This is a genomic window from Polaromonas sp. AER18D-145 (assembly GCF_002379095.1).
Taxonomy (GTDB): domain Bacteria; phylum Pseudomonadota; class Gammaproteobacteria; order Burkholderiales; family Burkholderiaceae_C; genus Polaromonas.
In genome coordinates this window covers 13627-29955 of record NZ_NBZV01000052.1, presented here as the reverse complement: position 1 = coordinate 29955, position 16329 = coordinate 13627, and the positions used below count along the sequence as shown (strand labels likewise).

Genomic DNA, 16329 nt, shown 5'->3' with positions numbered 1-16329 from the left:
CGCCAGCATGAGGTCGATGATGCGGTGTACCGGCTCAACCACAGACCCCGCAAGTGCCTGGGTTACCTCACCCCGCACGAGGTCTTCTATGGCTTGAAGATGCAGCCGATTACACTGCCTTCTGTTGCGCTTTGTACTTGAATCCGCCAAGAAATTGGCATCCAGCCCATGCTGGACAAGCGCTTCCAGCTATAAAAAGAGGAGCGACTATTCTGCCGCTGCTTTTTTGACAGGGGCGTAGCGTTGCAGGGTCAGCGCCCGCACCTCGTCGTGCTGCACGACGGGAAGCGGGTAGTTCTCTCCCAGCCTTACACCGGCGGCGGCCAGCGCCACGGGCCTGGCCAGCCAGGGGCTGTGCAGGTCCGCGCCGGTCAGTCCGGCCAGCTGCGGCAGGTACTTGCGGATGAACTTCCCGTCGGCGTCGAACTTCTCGCTCTGGCTCGTCGGGTTGAAGATGCGGAAGTAGGGCTGCGCGTCGCAGCCGCTGCTGGCGGCCCATTGCCAGCCGCCGTTGTTGGCCGACAAGTCGAAGTCGTTGAGGTGTTCGGCGAAATACCTTTCGCCCCAGCGCCAGTCCAACCCCAGGTCTTTCACCAGGAAACTGGCGGTGACCATGCGCAGGCGATTGTGCATGTACCCGGTCTGGTTGATCTGGGCCATGGCCGCATCGACCAGTGGGTAGCCGGTCCGGCCTTCACACCAGGCCCGAAACAATGCCTCGGCAGCAGGTCCCTGTTCCCAGGCGATGGCATCGTACGCGGGCTTGAAGGAACGCTCGGCCACATGCGGGAAATTGCTCAGGATTTGCGCATAAAAATCGCGCCAGATCAGCTCGCTGAGCCAGACCGCGGCACCCGGGCTGCCCTGCGCCTGCAGGCGCAGGGCGGTGCCCGCCAGCCGGCGGATGGAGACTGTGCCAAAACGCAGGTGCACCCCCAGATAACTCGGTCCCTTGACCGCAGGGAAGTCGCGCGTGGCGTGGTATTGATCGATGCGCGCCATGAAATCGTCAAACAGGTGCGAGCCGCCGAGGCTCCCCGTGGGAATTTTCAGTTCGGCGAGGTTGGTCGGCGCAAAGCCGATGTCTTCCAGTGCGGGCACGCCGGTGCGGCAGTTCACCGGCAGGGCAGCCAGAGCGGCGCCGTGGTTCTGCACCGGGTAGGGCCGGAGGTAAAAATCGTCCACTTTCTTGAGCCAGGCATTTTTGTAGGGCGTGAAAACGCTGTAGGGTGTGCCGCCCAGGGTCAGCACCTCCCTGCGCTCGAAGATCACATGGTCCTTGAAGCTGTGAAACGCCTTGTCGTCCCCCGCCAGCGCCTCGCCGACCCGCGCGTCGCGTGCCAGCGAGCCGGGCTCGTCATCATGGCTGGCAAAAACGGCTTCGGCAGCCAGCTTCTGTCCCAGCGCCGGCACGAGCTCGTCCGCCCGGCCATGCTGCACGATCAGTGCGGCTTGGGACACGCCATGGTGGCGGCCCAGCTTCGCCAACTTCCTGTCCAGGTCCACCAGTGACTCGCGAATGAATTCCACGCGGCGGTCGGCACGCGGCAGGGCGTCCAGAATGGCGCGGTCAAACACGAAAACGCAAAAGACCTGGCGGCAGGCCTTGAGGGCGTGGTACAGGGCCGCGTTGTCGTCCACGCGCAGGTCGCGTCTGAACCACATCAGGCCCGTGTCGTATTTTTTGTTCATGTTCCGGGACCAGTCATGGATGTGGCGGAGGCTGCAGGGATGGCGCACGGGGATGACGCAAGAGGCCGGTGGTTTTTCTTCCAGCGCGCACCGCCAGCGCGTAAAATTGCGTCATGGCACTGGATTCTGCACCGATCAACCTGACCCATCACTTCCTGATTGCCATGCCCGGGCTGGATGATGAGGCTTTCGCAAGAAGCGTCGTCTACATGTGCGAGCACAGCGATCGCGGCGCGCTGGGCCTGGTGATCAACAAGCCCAGCGACATCAACCTCCAGGGCCTGTTCGACAAGGTGGCCTTGCCGCTGGGGCGCGACGACCTGACCAAGTCCCTCGTGTTCCAGGGCGGGCCGGTGCAGACCGAGCGTGGTTTTGTGCTCCATGAATGCATGCTCGAAGGCAGCGAAACGGTGTACGCATCGACCATGACCATCCCCGGTGGGCTGGAGATGACCACCTCCAAGGATGTGCTGGAAGCCCTCTCCACAGGCGCCGGGCCCCGCAAGGTGTTTGTCTCCCTGGGGTATTCGGCCTGGGGCGAAGGGCAGCTGGAATCCGAAATTTCCGACAACAGCTGGCTCACCGTGGAGGCGGACCTCTCGCTGATTTTCGATACGCCGGTCGAGCAGCGTTACGACAAGGCGCTGATGCTGCTGGGCCTGCAGAGCTGGATGCTGTCCCCCGAGGCAGGGCACGCATGAGTGCAGCGGCTCCGCCTGCCATGGCCGCCAACCTGCAAACATTTCTGGCTTTCGATTTTGGTGTCAAACGCACCGGTGTTGCCACCGGCAACCGGCTGACGCGCACGGCGACACCGCAGGGCAGCATCGCCGCCGAGGGTGACGCCCGTTTCACGGCGATCGCCCTGAAAATCCGGGAGTGGCAACCCGACGCGCTGGTGGTGGGTATTCCTTTCCATCCCGATGGCGCCAGCCACGACAACACCGCCCGCGCCCGGAAGTTTGCCCGCCAGTTGCGCGGGCGTTTTGGCCTGCAGGTGTTCGAGGTCGACGAACGTTACAGCACCACCGAAGCGTTGTCGCAGGGTGCGCCTGACGCGGACGCGGCGTCTGCCTGCATAATCCTCGAGCAGTTTTTAAGGAGCTTTTCATGACCAGCCTGACCCTGGACGCCGAGGCGTTGTACCGCGAAGTCCTGCGCGGCATACAGCAGCTGCTGGCGACCTATGACCGCCCGCCGCGGCTGGTGGGTGTGGCTTCCGGCGGCGTCTGGCTGGCCGAACGCCTGCGCGCTGACCTGGGGCTGGCCGACGACATCGGTACCTTGTCCTCGGCGATGCACCGTGACGACTTCTCCCAACGCGGCCTGTCGGCCAGCGGCCAGACGGTGCTGCCTTTTGATGTCAACGGCGCCCACCTCATCGTGCTCGACGATGTGCTCTACACCGGGCGCACGATTCGCGCCGTTCTCAACGAGCTGTTTGACTACGGCCGGCCGGCCAGCGTCAAGCTGGTGGTGCTGGTGGACCGGGGTGACAGAGAGCTGCCGATACAGGCCGACTTTGCGGCTGCCCGGGTGGCCCTGCCGGCGTCCCAGTCACTGGCACTGGCGCGCAGTGACGACGGCCGGTTCAGCTTCCAGGTGCAGGGGGTGACGCCATGACCGCCCGCACCGACGGTTTTCCTGCCTGCGTTCCTGCCGTCCTGCGAAAGGCCTGATTGTGTTGTACCGACGAAACCCGCAGCTCAACAAGAATGGGGAGCTGATTCACCTGCTGTCCATTGAAGGGCTGCCCAAAGCCACGCTGACCCACATCCTCGATACCGCAGCCAGTTTTGTCAGCGTCAGCGACCGCGAGGTCAAAAAGGTCCCGCTGCTGCGCGGCAAGAGTGTCTTCAACCTCTTCTTCGAAAACTCCACCCGCACCCGCACGACCTTCGAGATCGCGGCGACGCGGCTGTCGGCCGATGTGATCAACCTCGACATTGCGCGCTCGTCGGCCTCCAAAGGCGAGTCACTGCTCGACACGATCTCCAACCTGAGTGCGATGGCGGCCGACCTGTTTGTGGTGCGCCACAGCGAATCGGGCGCGCCTTACCTGATCGCGCAACACGTCGCACCGCACGTGCATGTGATCAACGCCGGCGACGGCCGCCATGCCCACCCTACCCAGGGGCTGCTGGACATGTACACCATCCGCCACTACAAGAAGGACTTCAGCAATCTCACCGTGGCGATTGTCGGCGACGTGTTGCACTCGCGCGTGGCCCGCTCCGACATCCATGCACTGACCACGCTGGGTTGCCCCGAGGTACGGGTGGTGGGCCCGAAAACCCTGGTGCCTGCCGACATGGCGCAAATGGGCGTGCGCGTTTGCCACACCCTGGAGGAGGGCATCAAGGGGGCCGACGTGATCATCATGCTCAGGCTGCAGAACGAACGCATGTCCGGCGCCCTGTTGCCCAGCAGTCATGAATTTTTCAAAAGCTTTGGCCTGACCAACGACAAGCTCAGGCATGCCAAACCCGATGCCATCGTGATGCATCCTGGCCCGATCAACCGCGGCGTCGAAATCGACTCCGCCGTGGTGGATGGCGCACAAAGCGTGATCCTGCCGCAGGTCACTTTCGGCATCGCCGTGCGCATGGCGGTGATGAGCATTGTTGCCGGGAACGAAGCATGAAGATGAGCCCCCACGCTTGTCGCTGCGCGTACTGCGCTGACCCCCGAGGGGGAGCATTTTTCCTTGGGGCGGCCCGGCGGAAAAACATGTTTCCCCAAGCTTGTCATTTCGAGCGCTGCGGAGAAAAAGCATGAAGATCCTCATTAAAAACGGCCGCGTCATTGATCCGGCTTCCGGCCTCGACGAAGTGGGTGATGTGGCGATTGCCGCCGGGCGCATCGTCTCGCTCAAAGGTGCGCTGGCCGACTTCGCGCCGAACAGGACCATTGATGCCACCGGCTGCATCGTGGCGCCGGGCCTGGTGGACCTGTCGGCGCGCCTGCGTGAACCGGGTTATGAGCATGAGGGCATGCTCGAAAGCGAACTGGCGGCGGCCGTCGCCGGCGGCGTCACCAGCCTGGTGTGCCCACCCGACACCGATCCGGTGCTCGACGAGCCCGGCCTGGTCGAGATGCTCAAGTTCCGTGCGGAGAAGCAGCACCAGTCGCGCGTGTTTCCGCTGGGCGCGTTGACGCGGGCCCTGCAAGGGGAAGCATTGACGGAAATGGTTGAGCTGACGGAGGCCGGCTGTGTCGGCTTCAGCCAGGCCGAGGTGCCGCTGGCCAACACCCAGGTGTTGCTGCGCGCCCTGCAATATGCCGCCAGCTTCGGCTACACCGTCTGGCTGCGTCCGCAGGACAGCTGGCTGGGCGGGGGTGTGGCCGCCAGCGGTGCGTTGGCGACCCGTCTGGGCCTGAGCGGTGTGCCGGTGGCGGCCGAGACCATTGCGCTGCACACGCTGTTCGAGCTCGTCCGTGTCACGGGCGCGCGAGTGCATGTCTGCCGCATCAGCAGCGCGGCCGGCGTGGCCTTGCTGGCCCAGGCCAAGGCCGACGGTCTGGCTGTGACGGCCGATGTCAGCATCAACAGCCTGCACCTGACGGACACCGATATTGGGTACTTTGACAGCCGCATGCGGTTGAACCCGCCGCTGCGCCAGCAGCGTGACCGCGATGCGTTGCGCCAGGCGCTGGCCGACGGCGTCATCGACGCGCTGGTGTCGGATCACACACCGGTGGAGGCCGATGCGAAGACCCTGCCTTTTGCCGAGGCCGAGCCGGGTGCCACCGGGCTGGAACTGTTGCTGGGCCTGGCCTGCAAATGGGGCACGGACAGCGGTGTGGGCCTGTCCCGCGCGCTGGCGGTGCTGACCAGCGAGCCGGCCCGCGTGCTGGGCGGCGCACTGGGGACCTTTCAGGCCAGTGCCGGGCAACTGGTCAAGGGTGGCGTGGCCGACGTCTGTGTGTTCAACGCGCAGGCCGAATGGACGGTGCAGCCCGACACCTTGCGCAGCCAGGGCAAACACACGCCGTTTTCCGGCTACCAGCTGCCGGCCCGTGTGTGCTGGACGCTGGTGGGCGGGCAAGTCGCGTACGAGGCCTGAACGGCATGCAGGCCGTCTGGCGCCTGCTGCGCGCCCTGGCGCATATTGCGGTCGGCATGTGGACCATCCTGACGCTGTTTCCCCGGCTTGGGCAGCCTGCGAGAGAAGCCCGGGTCCAGGTCTGGGCCCTGGCCATGTTGAAGATCGTTGGCATCGAGCTGCTTGTCAGGGGTTCACCCGTGGCAGAGGGGCCGGCCCTCCTGGTGGCCAACCACCTTTCGTGGCTGGACATCGTGGTGCTGCATGCCTCGCGTTACTGCCGTTTTGTTTCCAAGTCGGATATCAAGCACTGGCCGCTGGTCGGTACGCTGGCCGGCGGTGCCGGCACCCTGTACATAGAGCGGGAGTCCAGGCGGGATGCCCATCGCGTGGTGCACCACATGACCCGGCAGCTTCAGCTCGGGGACGTGCTCGCCGTGTTCCCGGAAGGAACGACGGGCGACAGCACCCGCCTCAAGCCCTTTCATGCCAACCTGCTGCAGGCGGCGATTGCGGCGGACGCACCGGTGCAGCCGGTGGCCCTGCGCTTTGTGGATGCTGAGACGGGGCAGACCTGTTTTGCGCCGCGTTACATCGACGACGACTCGATTTTCGTGTCGATCTGGGAAACCCTGAACGTGCGCCATCTTCGCGCCGAGGTCACTTTCGGGGAACTCCAGCCCTGCCAGGGCCGGGACCGGCGCACCTGGGCGGCCGATTTGCAGCGGGACGTGGAGCGCCTGCTGCGCGAGGCCTCTTAACTCTCAGAGGCGGCGGCGGGCGCGTGTTCGTCACGCTGGAACGTCACGACGTGGTCGACTTCGGCGCGTATGCCAATCCATTCGCCGAGCGCATGGTCATGGTGTGAAGGCACATGCGCCATCACGGTTTCGCCGGTTTGCAGCTGCAGGGTGTAGAGAAACTCCGAGCCGCGAAAAGCCTTGCGCAGGATTTGCGCTTTCACCGGGGCCGCATCGTCGTGCACGATGTCGTCGGCGCGCAGCAGCACGTCGCAGATGCCGTCGGGGTAGGCGCTGGGCAGGGGGCACTCCAGCACATCGCTGAGGTCCCCCAGTGCCGTGTGGACCACCACGTTGTGGTCCCGCTGTGTCAGCTGGGCGTGGGTGAACACGCCGTGGCCAATGAACTCGGCCACAAAACGGGTCGCGGGCCGGTGGTACAGCTCGTAGGCCTCATCCCACTGGTGCAGCTGGCCTTCATGCATGACGCCGATGCGGTCGCCGATGGCAAAGGCTTCGAGCTGGTCATGGGTGACAAACAGCGCCGTGGCGCCGGCCAGCTTCAGGATGCCGCGCACCTCATGCGCCAGGCGCTCGCGCAGATCCACATCCAGGTTGGAAAAAGGCTCGTCCAGCAACAGCAGGCGCGGCCGGGGGGCCAGCGCGCGCGCCAGGGCCACACGTTGCTGCTGCCCGCCTGACAATTCATGCGGGTAACGTTTCTGGGCCTTGCCCAGACCGACCATGTCCAGCACTTCGCTGACGCGCTGCTGGCGCTCGGCCGGTTTCAGGTGCGTCAACCCGAAGGCCACGTTGTGGCCCACATCGAGGTGCGGGAACAGGGCGTAGTCCTGAAACACCATGCCGATACGCCGCTGTTCCGCAGGCACATGTTGCTTGCCGCTGCTGACGATTTCCTGTGCCAGCGAGATGCTGCCCGCCTGGGCCTGCTCCAGGCCGGCGACGGCCCGCAACAGGGTGGTTTTCCCGCAGCCGGAAGGCCCGATCAGCACGCCGATTTCCCCGGTGCGCAGCCCCAGGGACACGCCGCCGACGGCCGGGCTGGAGCGGCCCGCGTAATGCACCACCAGATTGGAAAGTTCCAGGAACATGGGTGCAATTGTAGATGCTTACAATTCTCATTTGCACTCGCCTGATGCACGGCCCGCCGTCTGCGTCAGGTATCCGCCCTGCGGCGTGAGCAGATGTTTTTTTTCGGGACCCCATGCTTCGTCGCTTTCTTTCATCCGTTCCCCTGTTCCTGCTGATGGCGGTACTCACGCTGCCGGTGCTGGCGGTGATGCTGTCGTGGTTTGAACTCGACAGCCAGTCCCTGCCCATCCTGCGGGAGATGCTGCAAACCGTCTTGCCGGAATACGCTTTCACCTCCGTGCTGCTGTGTCTGTCCGTGGCGGGGGGCGTTGCGCTGATCGGCATGGGCACGGCCTGTGCGGTGACGCTGTTCGAGTTTCCGGGGCGGCGGTTTTTTGCCTGGGCGCTGCTCTTGCCATTGGCCATGCCGGCCTATGTGGTGGCCTACGCCTACACCGACTTCCTGCAATACGCCGGGCCCCTGCAAAGCTGGCTGCGCGCGAGCTTTGGCTGGCAGGGGCGTCTGTTGCCTGAAATTCGCAGCCTGGGCGGTGCGGTGCTGGTTTTCACGGTCACGCTGTATCCCTATGTCTATCTGCTGGCCCGCACCGCGTTGTCCGAGCGGGCGGTGCATCTGATGGAAGCCGCCCGCCTGCTCGGCGCGCCGCTGCAGCGCCGCATTCGGGAGGTGGCCTTGCCGCTGGCCCGTCCTGCCGTGGCGGCCGGCGTGGCACTGGCCTTGATGGAGACGTTGGCGGACTTCGGCGTGTCCAGCTATTTCGGCATCCAGACCTTCACCGCCGGCATCTACAAGGCCTGGCTGGCGATGGACAACCGGCTGGCGGCTGCGCAACTGGCCACGGTCTTGTTGCTGGTGGTGGCAGTGCTGCTGAGAATCGAGCACCATGCGCAAAAACGCATGCGTTTTGCCGGCAGCCGCGGTGGCCGCGCCGGGGCTGCCGACGCTGCGCCCACCTCCTTGCACGGCCTGCGGGCCGGTTTGGCGTGGGCCTTGTGCGCGCTGCCCATCGCACTCGGGTTTGTCCTGCCCGTGCTGTTCATGCTGCGCCCCCTGGTGGCCGGCTGGAGCGAGTTGCCGTGGACGCAGTTTGTGCGCTGGTCCTTCAACAGCGTGAGCCTGGCCGGCTTGAGCGCTTTGCTCGCCACCGCTGTGGCGCTGGGCCTGAGCTTTGCGCTGCGCCGCCAGCCCCATTGGCTGACACGCTTCGCTGCGCAACTGGCGAGCCTGGGTTATGCCGTGCCCGGCGCCGTGATCGTGGTGGGCCTGCTGCTGCCCGTGGGCTGGCTGCAGGCCGCGGCTCCGCAAACCTCCGCGGGTTACTGGATCACGGGAACGGCGCTGGGCATTGTCTGGGCCTACCTGGTGCGTTTCACCGCCGTGGCGCTGCAGTCCGTGCAAAGTGGCTACTCGCGCATACCGGCCAGTTTCGACGACAGTGCGCGCATGCTGGGCGCCACCGGTGCCGCCCTCATGGCCAGGGTGCACTGGCCGCTGCTCAAGCGGTCCGTCGGGGCGGCTGCCCTGCTGGTGTTTGTCGATGTGATGAAGGAGTTGCCGGCCACGCTGGTGCTGCGTCCCTTCAACAGCGACACGCTGGCCGTGGTGACCTACCAGCTGGCCCGCGACGAACGCCTGGGCGAGGCAGCGCTGCCGGCCCTGGTTCTGGTGCTGGTCGGTCTGTTTCCGGTCCTGCTGCTGGGTCGCTCGCTACGCGCGCGTTAGACCGTCTGCGTCTTTGACACTCACCCGTTCAGCCTGGGGTGTAGGCAGGCACCTACGCCCCTTGCCCGCATGTGCCTACCCGATCCCGCCGACAGTACTTTTACAGTGAATTTTCCTGTCGCAGGCCAAGCAGCCGCGTGACACACATTCACCAAAGGAGTCACCATGAACCAGGATCGCATCGAGGGGAACTGGGCGCAGTTCAAGGGAAAAGTCAAGGAGCAGTGGGGCAAGCTCACCGATGACGACCTCGACATCATTGCCGGCAAGCGCGACCAGTTGCTGGGCCGAATCCAGGAGCGGCACGGTATTGCCAGGGACGAAGCTGAAAAACAGCTGGAGGCTTTTCAGGAACGCAACCCGACCGGGTTTTTTGAGCGTTACTAACGTTATGGCGTGCCGGCCGGTCTTCGGTCCGCGAGCTTCTTGAAAAATACACCACCTCATCGAAAAGGAAATCACCCATGAAATCCAAACTGATCATGCTCACGCTCGCCGTGTCCTGTGCCTTCGCCGGCAACGCCATGGCGCTGACCAAGGACGAATACAAAGCGCAGAAAGACCGCGTGGAGGCTGACTACAAGGCCAGCCGCGACAAATGCAAGACCCTGACGGCCAACGCCAGGGATATCTGTCAGGCCGAAGCCAAGGGCGCGGAAAAAGTCGCCAAGGCGCAACTTGAAGCCCAGTACAAACCCAGCCCCCGCCACGATCAGCAAGTGGCAGAGGCCAGGGCCGATGCCGCTTACGACATCGCCAAGGAAAAATGTGATGACCTGAACGGCAATGCCAAGGATGTCTGCATGAAAGACGCCAAAGCCGCCCGCGCGACAGCCAAGGCCGATGCCAAGGTCAGCAAGGTCAGCGCCGAGGCCAACAAGGACAAGGCCGGCGCCATGGCCGATGCCAAAAAAGACGCAACGGCTGACAAAAATGATGCCCAGTACAAGGCGGCCAAGGAGCGTTGCGATGCCATGACAGGCAATGCCAAGGATGCCTGCCAGGCCGATGCCAAGGCTAAATTCGGCATGAAATAAGCCGGCAGCACGGGATTTTTTTCCCGACGCCAGACCCCCGGCCTGCCGCGCAGGACCGGGGGTCTTTTTTTGTGTTGTGCAAGAAATTGGGCTCGGGCCCCTGCTGAACGGGCGCAGGCAGCTCTGTTTTTTGTAGCAATTGGGCGATGCCGGGACGCGCAGCGGCTGTCTGGCGTGGCAAGCAGGTGGCAGCGCAGGAATTGCTTAAAATCGGGGCATCCAAGGACACACGCATGCAAATCGACAAAGAGCTAGACACCCGCGGCCTGAACTGCCCCCTGCCTATCCTGAAGGCCAAAAAGGCCCTGGCCGAGATGAGCACCGGTCAGTTGCTCCGGGTGGTTTCGACTGATCCCGGCTCGACGCGCGACTTCCTGGCGTTTGCCAAGCAGACCGGCAACGACTTGGTGGAGCAGCAGGCCGAAGGCGGCGACTTCATCCACGTGCTCAAGCGCCGCTGAATGGCAATGCAGCGCAGTGAACCGCTCAATGCGGTTTTCTGCGTTCCTTGCCTGACCAGCCGATCTGCAGGTTTTCCAGGTAGTTTCTGAAATGGGCGCCTACTTCGGGGTGCTGCAGGGCCAGTTCGACCGTGGCCTCGAGGAAACCTTCCTTGCTGCCGCAGTCATACCGTTTGCCGGCGTACTGAAAAGCGTAGACGCTCTCTTCGCCTATCAGGGCGGCAATGCCATCGGTCAGCTGAATCTCTCCACCGACGCCGATAGGCTGGCTGCGTATGTGCCTGAAAACGGCAGGCGTCAGGATGTAGCGTCCCGCCACCCCCATGCGTGAGGGCGCCACTTCCGGCGCCGGCTTTTCCACCATCCTGGTGACCTTCATCAGGCCAGCGACCACAGGCTCGGTCGCCACGATGCCGTAGCGCCGGGTGTGCTCGAGCGGCACCTCCTGCACCGCCAGAATCGATTGCTGGACCTGCTCGAAGTGGGCGGCCATCTGGGCGAGGACGGCCGGCTCGCCGACCATCAGGTCGTCGGCCAGCAGCACTGCAAAAGGTTCGTCACCGACCAGGTGTTCCGCGCACAGCACCGCATGGCCCAGACCCAGCGAGCGCGGCTGGCGCACATAGGAAAAATCCATGTCGCCCGGGTTCATTGAGCGGACGATTTCCAGCAAATGGTGCTTCTTGGCGGCTTCCAGCTCCGTCTCGAGCTCGTAGGCGGTATCGAAGTGGTCTTCGATGGCCCGCTTATTGCGTCCGGTGACAAAAATCATGTGGCGTATGCCGGCCGCATAGGCTTCTTCGACCGCGTACTGGATCAGCGGCTTGTCCACAACCGGCAGCATTTCCTTGGGCTGGGCTTTGGTGGCGGGCAAAAAACGCGTTCCGAGGCCGGCAACGGGGAAAACCGCTTTTTTTAAAGTTGTGACTTTTTTCATTTACTTGGCTTGGGAATGGAACTAGAGTGTTGCGTTACTGACACAAAGTCAGAAGTATGACGAAAAAGAATAACAGCAAAGAGGACGCCGCATGGACATCTTACTTCTTGATGCATTGGTTCCCGAGGCCATGGCCTGGCTCGAAACCCGGCATGGCGTGCAATACCGTCCCGAGCTCGCCGACGACATGGTTTCGCTGCGCAAGGCGGCTTACAAGAGCCGGGGCATCGTGTTCCCGCGTCAGACGGTGGTGACCCGTGAGTTTCTTGACTTCATGCCCAAGCTCAAGGCCGTCGGCCGCCTCCACGTGGGCACCGACAACACCGACCTGGAGGCCTGCAAGGAACGCGGCATCAAGGTCATTCATGCCAGCAGCGCCAATGTGCGCTCCAACGCCGAGTATCTGCTGAGCAGCCTGTTGCTGCTGTACCGGCGTGGTGTGGTGTCGGCCCTGATGGGACGGCGCCATCCCAGCACCCAGATGGGCCGCGAGTTGCACGGCAGCACGGTGGCCATCCTCGGGCTGGCCCCGACCGCGCACACACTGGCTGGCATGCTCACGGGCCTGGGTGTGCGGCTGATCGGTTATGACCCCGCTGTTCACCATACTGCCCCGATCTGGGAGCGTTTGCGCATCCAGCCGGTGACCCTGACCGAACTGGTCAGCCAGGCGGATGCAGTGTCGGTCCAGATGCTTTATGCCGAGCGCTTTCGCAGCTTTGTCAACGAGAAGCTGCTGGCCGCCTGCAAGCACGGCCAGTTGTGGGTGGGCATCAGCCGCAGCGCACTGTTTGACGAAAACGCGCTGGCCGCTGCCTTGTGTGATGGCCGCATCGAGGCCTGCATTCTGGACGGCGCCGAGGGCAATTTCACGGCAGCCGGCTCACCCGTGCAGGGACTGAAGAACCTGTTCATCACGCCCCGCCTCGGGTCCCATACCCGGGAAGCGCGCCTGCGCTCGAGCTGGTATGTGGCGCACCGAATGCATGAAGCCATCATGGCCGGACAACAGCGGGGCCCGGACTCCGTGCTCAGCGCGCCCATGGACTTCGAGCTGCCCGGCGCCGTGTCGTCTTCGCAATGGTCCGAACCGGAGTTCGAGGCCCGCTAGAGGTATTGCCCCCACGGTTGCTCACTTCGTGTAGCGCCCTGCCCCCCGAGGGGGCCGCTGCGCCTGCGGGCCGGCAAAGCCGGACCCGCGGCCCCTGCTTGAATTGATCCCCCGCGCGCTAGGCAGGGGTGTTAGTTGAGCCGCGCTAGCTGGGCGCGGATTTTTTCCAGCGTCGCCGTGAATTCGGTCAGGCGCTTGCGTTCCTGCTCCAGCACGGCCGGCGGCACCTTGGCTACAAAAGCTTCGTTGGCGAGTTTGGCTTTGACCTTGACCAGTTCGCCTTCGAGCCGCGTTGCTTCCTTGCCCAGGCGCGCTTTTTCCGCGGCAACATCCACTTCCATGTGTAGGCACACGCGTGCTTCGCCAACCACTGCCACAGGTGCGGCCTGCGCCGCCGCAGCCCATTCGGTTTCGCTTTCAAACACCCTGACTTCGCTGAGCTTGGCCAGCGCCTTGATCACCGGCGCGGACTGGCGCATGAAGGCGGTGTCGCCGACCACGAACAGCGGCAACCGCGCAGCAGGTGACACCTTCATCTCGCCGCGCAGGTTGCGGCAGGCATCGACCAGGGTCTTGAGCTTGGCCACGTGCGCCTCGGCCAGCGCATCGATCTTGCCGGGCTGGCTTTGCGGATAGGCGGCTTGGCCGATGTATTCGCCCTTTTTCAGGCCAGCCACCGGGGCGACCTTTTGCCAGAGCTCCTCGGTGATGAAAGGAATCACCGGGTGCGCCAGGCGCAGGATGGCTTCGAGTGTGCGGATCAGCGTTCGGCGGGTGGCGCGCTGCTCGGCCGGCGTGCCGTTCTGGATCTGCACCTTGGCGATCTCCAAGTACCAGTCGCAGAACTCGTCCCAGACAAACTGATAAATGCTGCCCGCCACGTTGTCCAGGCGGTACTCGGCAAAACCTTTTGCCACGTCGGCTTCCACGCGTTGCAGCGTCGAGGCAATCCAGCGGTCGGCCTGCGAGAACGTCAGGTAGTTGTGGAACTCGGCGCCCGGTGCACATTGCTCTTTCGTGTGCTCCGCCAAGCCGCAGTCCTGGCCCTCGCAGTTCATCAGCGTGAAACGCGTGGCATTCCAGAGCTTGTTGCAGAAGTTGCGGTAGCCCTCGCAGCGTTTGCTGTCGAAGTTGATGCTGCGGCCCAGGCTGGCCAGTGAGGCGAAGGTGAAACGCAGCGCATCGGCGCCGTAGGCCGGAATGCCGGCGGGAAATTCTTTTTCGGTGTTCTTGCGTACCTGCGGGGCGGTCTCCGGCTTGCGCAGGCCTTGCGAGCGCTTGTCCAGCAGCGGGGCCAGTTCGATGCCGTCGATCAGGTCCACGGGATCGAGGACATTGCCTTCGGACTTGCTCATCTTCTTGCCCTGCGCGTCTTTCACCAGGCCATGGATGTAGACGTGGTGGAAGGGCACCTGGCCGGTGAAGTGCGTGGTCATCATGATCATCCGGGCGACCCAGAAAAAGATGATGTCGTAACCGGTGACCAGCACGCTGGAGGGCAGGAAGAGGTCCAGTTCCTTGGTTTTTTCGGGCCAGCCGAGGGAAGAGAAGGGCACCAGCGCCGACGAGTACCAGGTGTCCAGCACGTCTTCGTCGCGACGAAGCCCCTTTGCCTGTACTTCACGCAACCGTTCGATGATTTTTTTTTGCTCCCAGTCTTGCAGGCTTGGCCGACCCTGTGCTTCGACCTTCTTAAGCTCCTCATTAATGTCGCGCTCGAATGAGCGCAGTGCCTCTTCTTCGCTGCTAGCGACGTAAATGCGCTCTCTATCGTCATACCAGGCCGGAATCTGGTGGCCCCACCAGAGCTGGCGCGAGATGCACCAGTCCTGGATGTTGCCCATCCACTGGTTGTAGGTATTGACCCATTGCTCGGGCACAAACTTGACCGCGCCGCTGTCCACCGCATCAATGGCTTTTTGCGCAATCGACTTGCCGGTCGGGTCTTGCGGGCTGACCTTGTTGACCGCGACAAACCACTGGTCGGTCAACATGGGCTCGATGACCTGGCCGGTGCGGGCGCAACGCGGCACCATGAGTTTGTGTTTCTTGACTTCGACCAGATGGCCCAAGGCTTCGAGGTCGGCGACCACCTGTTTGCGCGCCACGAAGCGGTCCATGCCGCGGTATTTTTCGGGCGCGTTGTCGTTGATGGCCGCGTCCAGCGTGAGCACGCCGATGATGGGCAACTGGTGGCGCTGGCCGACCGCATAGTCGTTGGCATCATGTGCCGGCGTGACCTTGACGACGCCGGTGCCGAATTCTTTGTCGACGTAGTCGTCGGCAATGACCGGGATGTCGCGGTTGCACAGCGGCAATTTCACGAGCTTGCCGATCAGGTGCTGGTAGCGTTCATCGTCAGGGTGCACCATCAAGGCCACGTCGCCCAGCATGGTTTCCGGCCGGGTCGTCGCGACGGTCAGCGAACCCGAGCCGTCGGCCAGCGGATAGGAGATATGCCAGAGGAAACCGTCTTCCTCCTCACTTTCGACTTCCAGGTCCGACACGGCCGACTTGAGGATGGGGTCCCAGTTGACCAGGCGTTTGCCGCGGTAGATCAGGCCCTGCTCGTACAACTGCACAAAGGTCGAGGTGACGACCTTGGACATCTTCGGGTCCATGGTGAAGTACTCGTGTTTCCAGGACACCGAGTCGCCCATGCGGCGCATCTGGCGCGTGATGGTGGTGCCGGACTCTTCCTTCCACTCCCAGACCTTCTCGGCAAACTTCTCGCGCCCGAGGTCGTGGCGGCTTTGGCCTTCGGCCTGCAGCTTGCGTTCGACGACGATTTGCGTGGCGATGCCGGCATGGTCGGTGCCCGGCACCCACAAGGTGTTGTCGCCTTTCATGCGGTGGTAACGCGTGAGCGAGTCCATGATGGTCTGGTTGAAGGCGTGGCCCATGTGCAGGGTGCCGGTCACATTGGGCGGCGGCAGCTGGATGGAAAACGAGGGTTTGGCCGCGTCCAGCGTCGGTTCGTACATGCCGCTGCCTTCCCAGAGCGGCGCCCACTGGCGTTCGATCGCCGCGGGTTCGAACGACTTGGCCAGGCTGTCCAGGCCCGGCGTGGGCACGGTCACCCGGGGTGTTGGGGTGTCGGCGGGAGCGGGGCTGGCGGGCGTGGGGATAGCAGAGGCGGTCATGGGGCAATGAAAAACGGCATCACCGGGATGCCGCCTTGGGTTGGAGGTACGGTCCCGATTTTATTCGACTCGCCGTTCCGGCGGGGCCGGGGCCGCCATTCAGCCCGTGCCGCTTCAGGCGGTGTCGATCTGCCTGGCCGCGGTGATGCAGGCCTGCAGCAGCGGCGTGTCGCCCAGCTGGTTGGCCAGGATCAGGATCAGCCGGGCGTTGAGCAGCTCGGACTGCTCACGGCTCAGGCCCTGGTGGGCGTCGAGCAGGCACTCGTAAAACGCATCCGCATCCTGGAAATGGGGGGCGGTCTTGATGGCGGCTTCGGTTTTCATGG

General features: G+C 63.7%; 16 protein-coding genes. 11 read left to right on the top strand and 5 right to left on the bottom strand.

Annotated features, from left to right (window positions below; genetic code table 11):
• Positions 1 to 207: 207 nt before the first annotated feature.
• Positions 208 to 1692, bottom strand: coding sequence for a deoxyribodipyrimidine photo-lyase (locus B7G52_RS19960; RefSeq protein ID WP_170954818.1), 1485 nt, complete (start codon positions 1690 to 1692; stop codon positions 208 to 210).
• 113 nt (positions 1693 to 1805) lie between these two features.
• Here B7G52_RS19960 and B7G52_RS19955 point away from each other — a divergent pair, with 113 nt between their 5' ends.
• The 6 genes from B7G52_RS19955 (at position 1806) to B7G52_RS19930 (ending at position 6499) form a co-directional block, all read left to right on the top strand.
• A complete protein-coding gene (locus tag B7G52_RS19955) occupies positions 1806 to 2393 on the top strand; it encodes a YqgE/AlgH family protein (protein WP_096699361.1) in 588 nt (195 codons plus the stop codon).
• On the top strand, positions 2390 to 2806 hold the full coding sequence (gene ruvX, locus B7G52_RS19950; RefSeq protein WP_096671290.1) for a Holliday junction resolvase RuvX: 417 nt from the start codon (positions 2390 to 2392) through the stop codon (positions 2804 to 2806). Before B7G52_RS19955 ends, ruvX begins: the two co-directional genes overlap by 4 nt.
• Complete coding sequence (pyrR, locus tag B7G52_RS19945; RefSeq protein ID WP_096699360.1) at positions 2803 to 3315, top strand: bifunctional pyr operon transcriptional regulator/uracil phosphoribosyltransferase PyrR; 513 nt, start codon at positions 2803 to 2805, stop codon at positions 3313 to 3315. Before ruvX ends, pyrR begins: the two co-directional genes overlap by 4 nt.
• Before the next feature lie 58 nt (positions 3316 to 3373).
• Positions 3374 to 4336, top strand: coding sequence for an aspartate carbamoyltransferase catalytic subunit (locus B7G52_RS19940; protein ID WP_096699358.1), 963 nt, complete (start codon positions 3374 to 3376; stop codon positions 4334 to 4336).
• Between the two features lie 130 nt (positions 4337 to 4466).
• A complete protein-coding gene (locus B7G52_RS19935; protein WP_096699356.1) occupies positions 4467 to 5759 on the top strand; it encodes a dihydroorotase in 1293 nt (430 codons plus the stop codon).
• A gap of 5 nt (positions 5760 to 5764) precedes the next feature.
• On the top strand, positions 5765 to 6499 hold the full coding sequence (locus B7G52_RS19930) for a 1-acyl-sn-glycerol-3-phosphate acyltransferase (RefSeq protein ID WP_096699354.1): 735 nt from the start codon (positions 5765 to 5767) through the stop codon (positions 6497 to 6499).
• Here the strand turns inward: B7G52_RS19930 and B7G52_RS19925 are convergent.
• A complete protein-coding gene (locus tag B7G52_RS19925) occupies positions 6496 to 7590 on the bottom strand; it encodes an ABC transporter ATP-binding protein (RefSeq protein ID WP_096699352.1) in 1095 nt (364 codons plus the stop codon). The two genes, B7G52_RS19930 and B7G52_RS19925, sit on opposite strands and share 4 nt — an antisense overlap.
• Before the next feature lie 113 nt (positions 7591 to 7703).
• Here B7G52_RS19925 and B7G52_RS19920 point away from each other — a divergent pair, with 113 nt between their 5' ends.
• From B7G52_RS19920 to B7G52_RS19905, 4 genes are all read left to right on the top strand, one after another.
• Positions 7704 to 9314, top strand: a complete 1611-nt coding sequence (locus tag B7G52_RS19920) for an iron ABC transporter permease (RefSeq protein ID WP_096699350.1) — start codon at positions 7704 to 7706, stop codon at positions 9312 to 9314.
• A 165-nt stretch (positions 9315 to 9479) separates the two neighbouring features.
• A complete protein-coding gene (locus B7G52_RS19915; protein ID WP_096699348.1) occupies positions 9480 to 9701 on the top strand; it encodes a CsbD family protein in 222 nt (73 codons plus the stop codon).
• A gap of 77 nt (positions 9702 to 9778) precedes the next feature.
• Complete coding sequence (locus B7G52_RS19910) at positions 9779 to 10351, top strand: hypothetical protein (RefSeq protein ID WP_096699347.1); 573 nt, start codon at positions 9779 to 9781, stop codon at positions 10349 to 10351.
• A gap of 233 nt (positions 10352 to 10584) precedes the next feature.
• Complete coding sequence (locus tag B7G52_RS19905; RefSeq protein ID WP_096699365.1) at positions 10585 to 10812, top strand: sulfurtransferase TusA family protein; 228 nt, start codon at positions 10585 to 10587, stop codon at positions 10810 to 10812.
• Positions 10813 to 10837: 25 nt separating this feature from the next.
• On the opposite strand, the gene galU is transcribed toward B7G52_RS19905, so the two are convergent.
• Positions 10838 to 11749: a UTP--glucose-1-phosphate uridylyltransferase GalU gene (gene galU, locus B7G52_RS19900; RefSeq protein WP_096699345.1), complete on the bottom strand. Its 912-nt coding sequence runs from the start codon at positions 11747 to 11749 to the stop codon at positions 10838 to 10840.
• Positions 11750 to 11840: 91 nt separating this feature from the next.
• Here galU and B7G52_RS19895 point away from each other — a divergent pair, with 91 nt between their 5' ends.
• The gene (locus B7G52_RS19895) at positions 11841 to 12860 is read left to right on the top strand and encodes a D-isomer specific 2-hydroxyacid dehydrogenase family protein (protein WP_096699343.1); all 1020 of its coding nucleotides are present in this window, start codon (positions 11841 to 11843) and stop codon (positions 12858 to 12860) included.
• A gap of 131 nt (positions 12861 to 12991) precedes the next feature.
• On the opposite strand, the gene B7G52_RS19885 is transcribed toward B7G52_RS19895, so the two are convergent.
• Positions 12992 to 16003 carry a valine--tRNA ligase gene (locus tag B7G52_RS19885; RefSeq protein ID WP_096699342.1) on the bottom strand — a complete coding sequence of 1004 codons (3012 nt, stop codon included), beginning with the start codon at positions 16001 to 16003 and terminating at the stop codon, positions 12992 to 12994.
• Between the two features lie 114 nt (positions 16004 to 16117).
• Positions 16118 to 16327, bottom strand: coding sequence for a DUF2783 domain-containing protein (locus tag B7G52_RS19880; protein WP_096699340.1), 210 nt, complete (start codon positions 16325 to 16327; stop codon positions 16118 to 16120).
• Positions 16328 to 16329 lie beyond the last annotated feature (2 nt).

What these genes read in the sequence shown, in the direction of transcription:
- pyrR (WP_096699360.1), top strand. Translation starts at nt 2,803, where the DNA reads ATGACCAGCCTGACCCTGGACGCCGAGGCGTTGTACCGCGAAGTCCTG.
- B7G52_RS19895 (WP_096699343.1), top strand. Translation starts at nt 11,841, where the DNA reads ATGGACATCTTACTTCTTGATGCATTGGTTCCCGAGGCCATGGCCTGG.
- B7G52_RS19915 (WP_096699348.1), top strand. Translation starts at nt 9,480, where the DNA reads ATGAACCAGGATCGCATCGAGGGGAACTGGGCGCAGTTCAAGGGAAAA.
- B7G52_RS19955 (WP_096699361.1), top strand. Translation starts at nt 1,806, where the DNA reads ATGGCACTGGATTCTGCACCGATCAACCTGACCCATCACTTCCTGATT.
- B7G52_RS19905 (WP_096699365.1), top strand. Translation starts at nt 10,585, where the DNA reads ATGCAAATCGACAAAGAGCTAGACACCCGCGGCCTGAACTGCCCCCTG.
- B7G52_RS19910 (WP_096699347.1), top strand. Translation starts at nt 9,779, where the DNA reads ATGAAATCCAAACTGATCATGCTCACGCTCGCCGTGTCCTGTGCCTTC.
- B7G52_RS19930 (WP_096699354.1), top strand. Translation starts at nt 5,765, where the DNA reads ATGCAGGCCGTCTGGCGCCTGCTGCGCGCCCTGGCGCATATTGCGGTC.
- B7G52_RS19960 (WP_170954818.1), bottom strand. Translation starts at nt 1,692, where the DNA reads ATGAACAAAAAATACGACACGGGCCTGATGTGGTTCAGACGCGACCTG.
- B7G52_RS19925 (WP_096699352.1), bottom strand. Translation starts at nt 7,590, where the DNA reads ATGTTCCTGGAACTTTCCAATCTGGTGGTGCATTACGCGGGCCGCTCC.
- galU (WP_096699345.1), bottom strand. Translation starts at nt 11,749, where the DNA reads ATGAAAAAAGTCACAACTTTAAAAAAAGCGGTTTTCCCCGTTGCCGGC.
- ruvX (WP_096671290.1), top strand. Translation starts at nt 2,390, where the DNA reads ATGAGTGCAGCGGCTCCGCCTGCCATGGCCGCCAACCTGCAAACATTT.
- B7G52_RS19880 (WP_096699340.1), bottom strand. Translation starts at nt 16,327, where the DNA reads ATGAAAACCGAAGCCGCCATCAAGACCGCCCCCCATTTCCAGGATGCG.
- B7G52_RS19935 (WP_096699356.1), top strand. Translation starts at nt 4,467, where the DNA reads ATGAAGATCCTCATTAAAAACGGCCGCGTCATTGATCCGGCTTCCGGC.
- B7G52_RS19920 (WP_096699350.1), top strand. Translation starts at nt 7,704, where the DNA reads ATGCTTCGTCGCTTTCTTTCATCCGTTCCCCTGTTCCTGCTGATGGCG.
- B7G52_RS19885 (WP_096699342.1), bottom strand. Translation starts at nt 16,003, where the DNA reads ATGACCGCCTCTGCTATCCCCACGCCCGCCAGCCCCGCTCCCGCCGAC.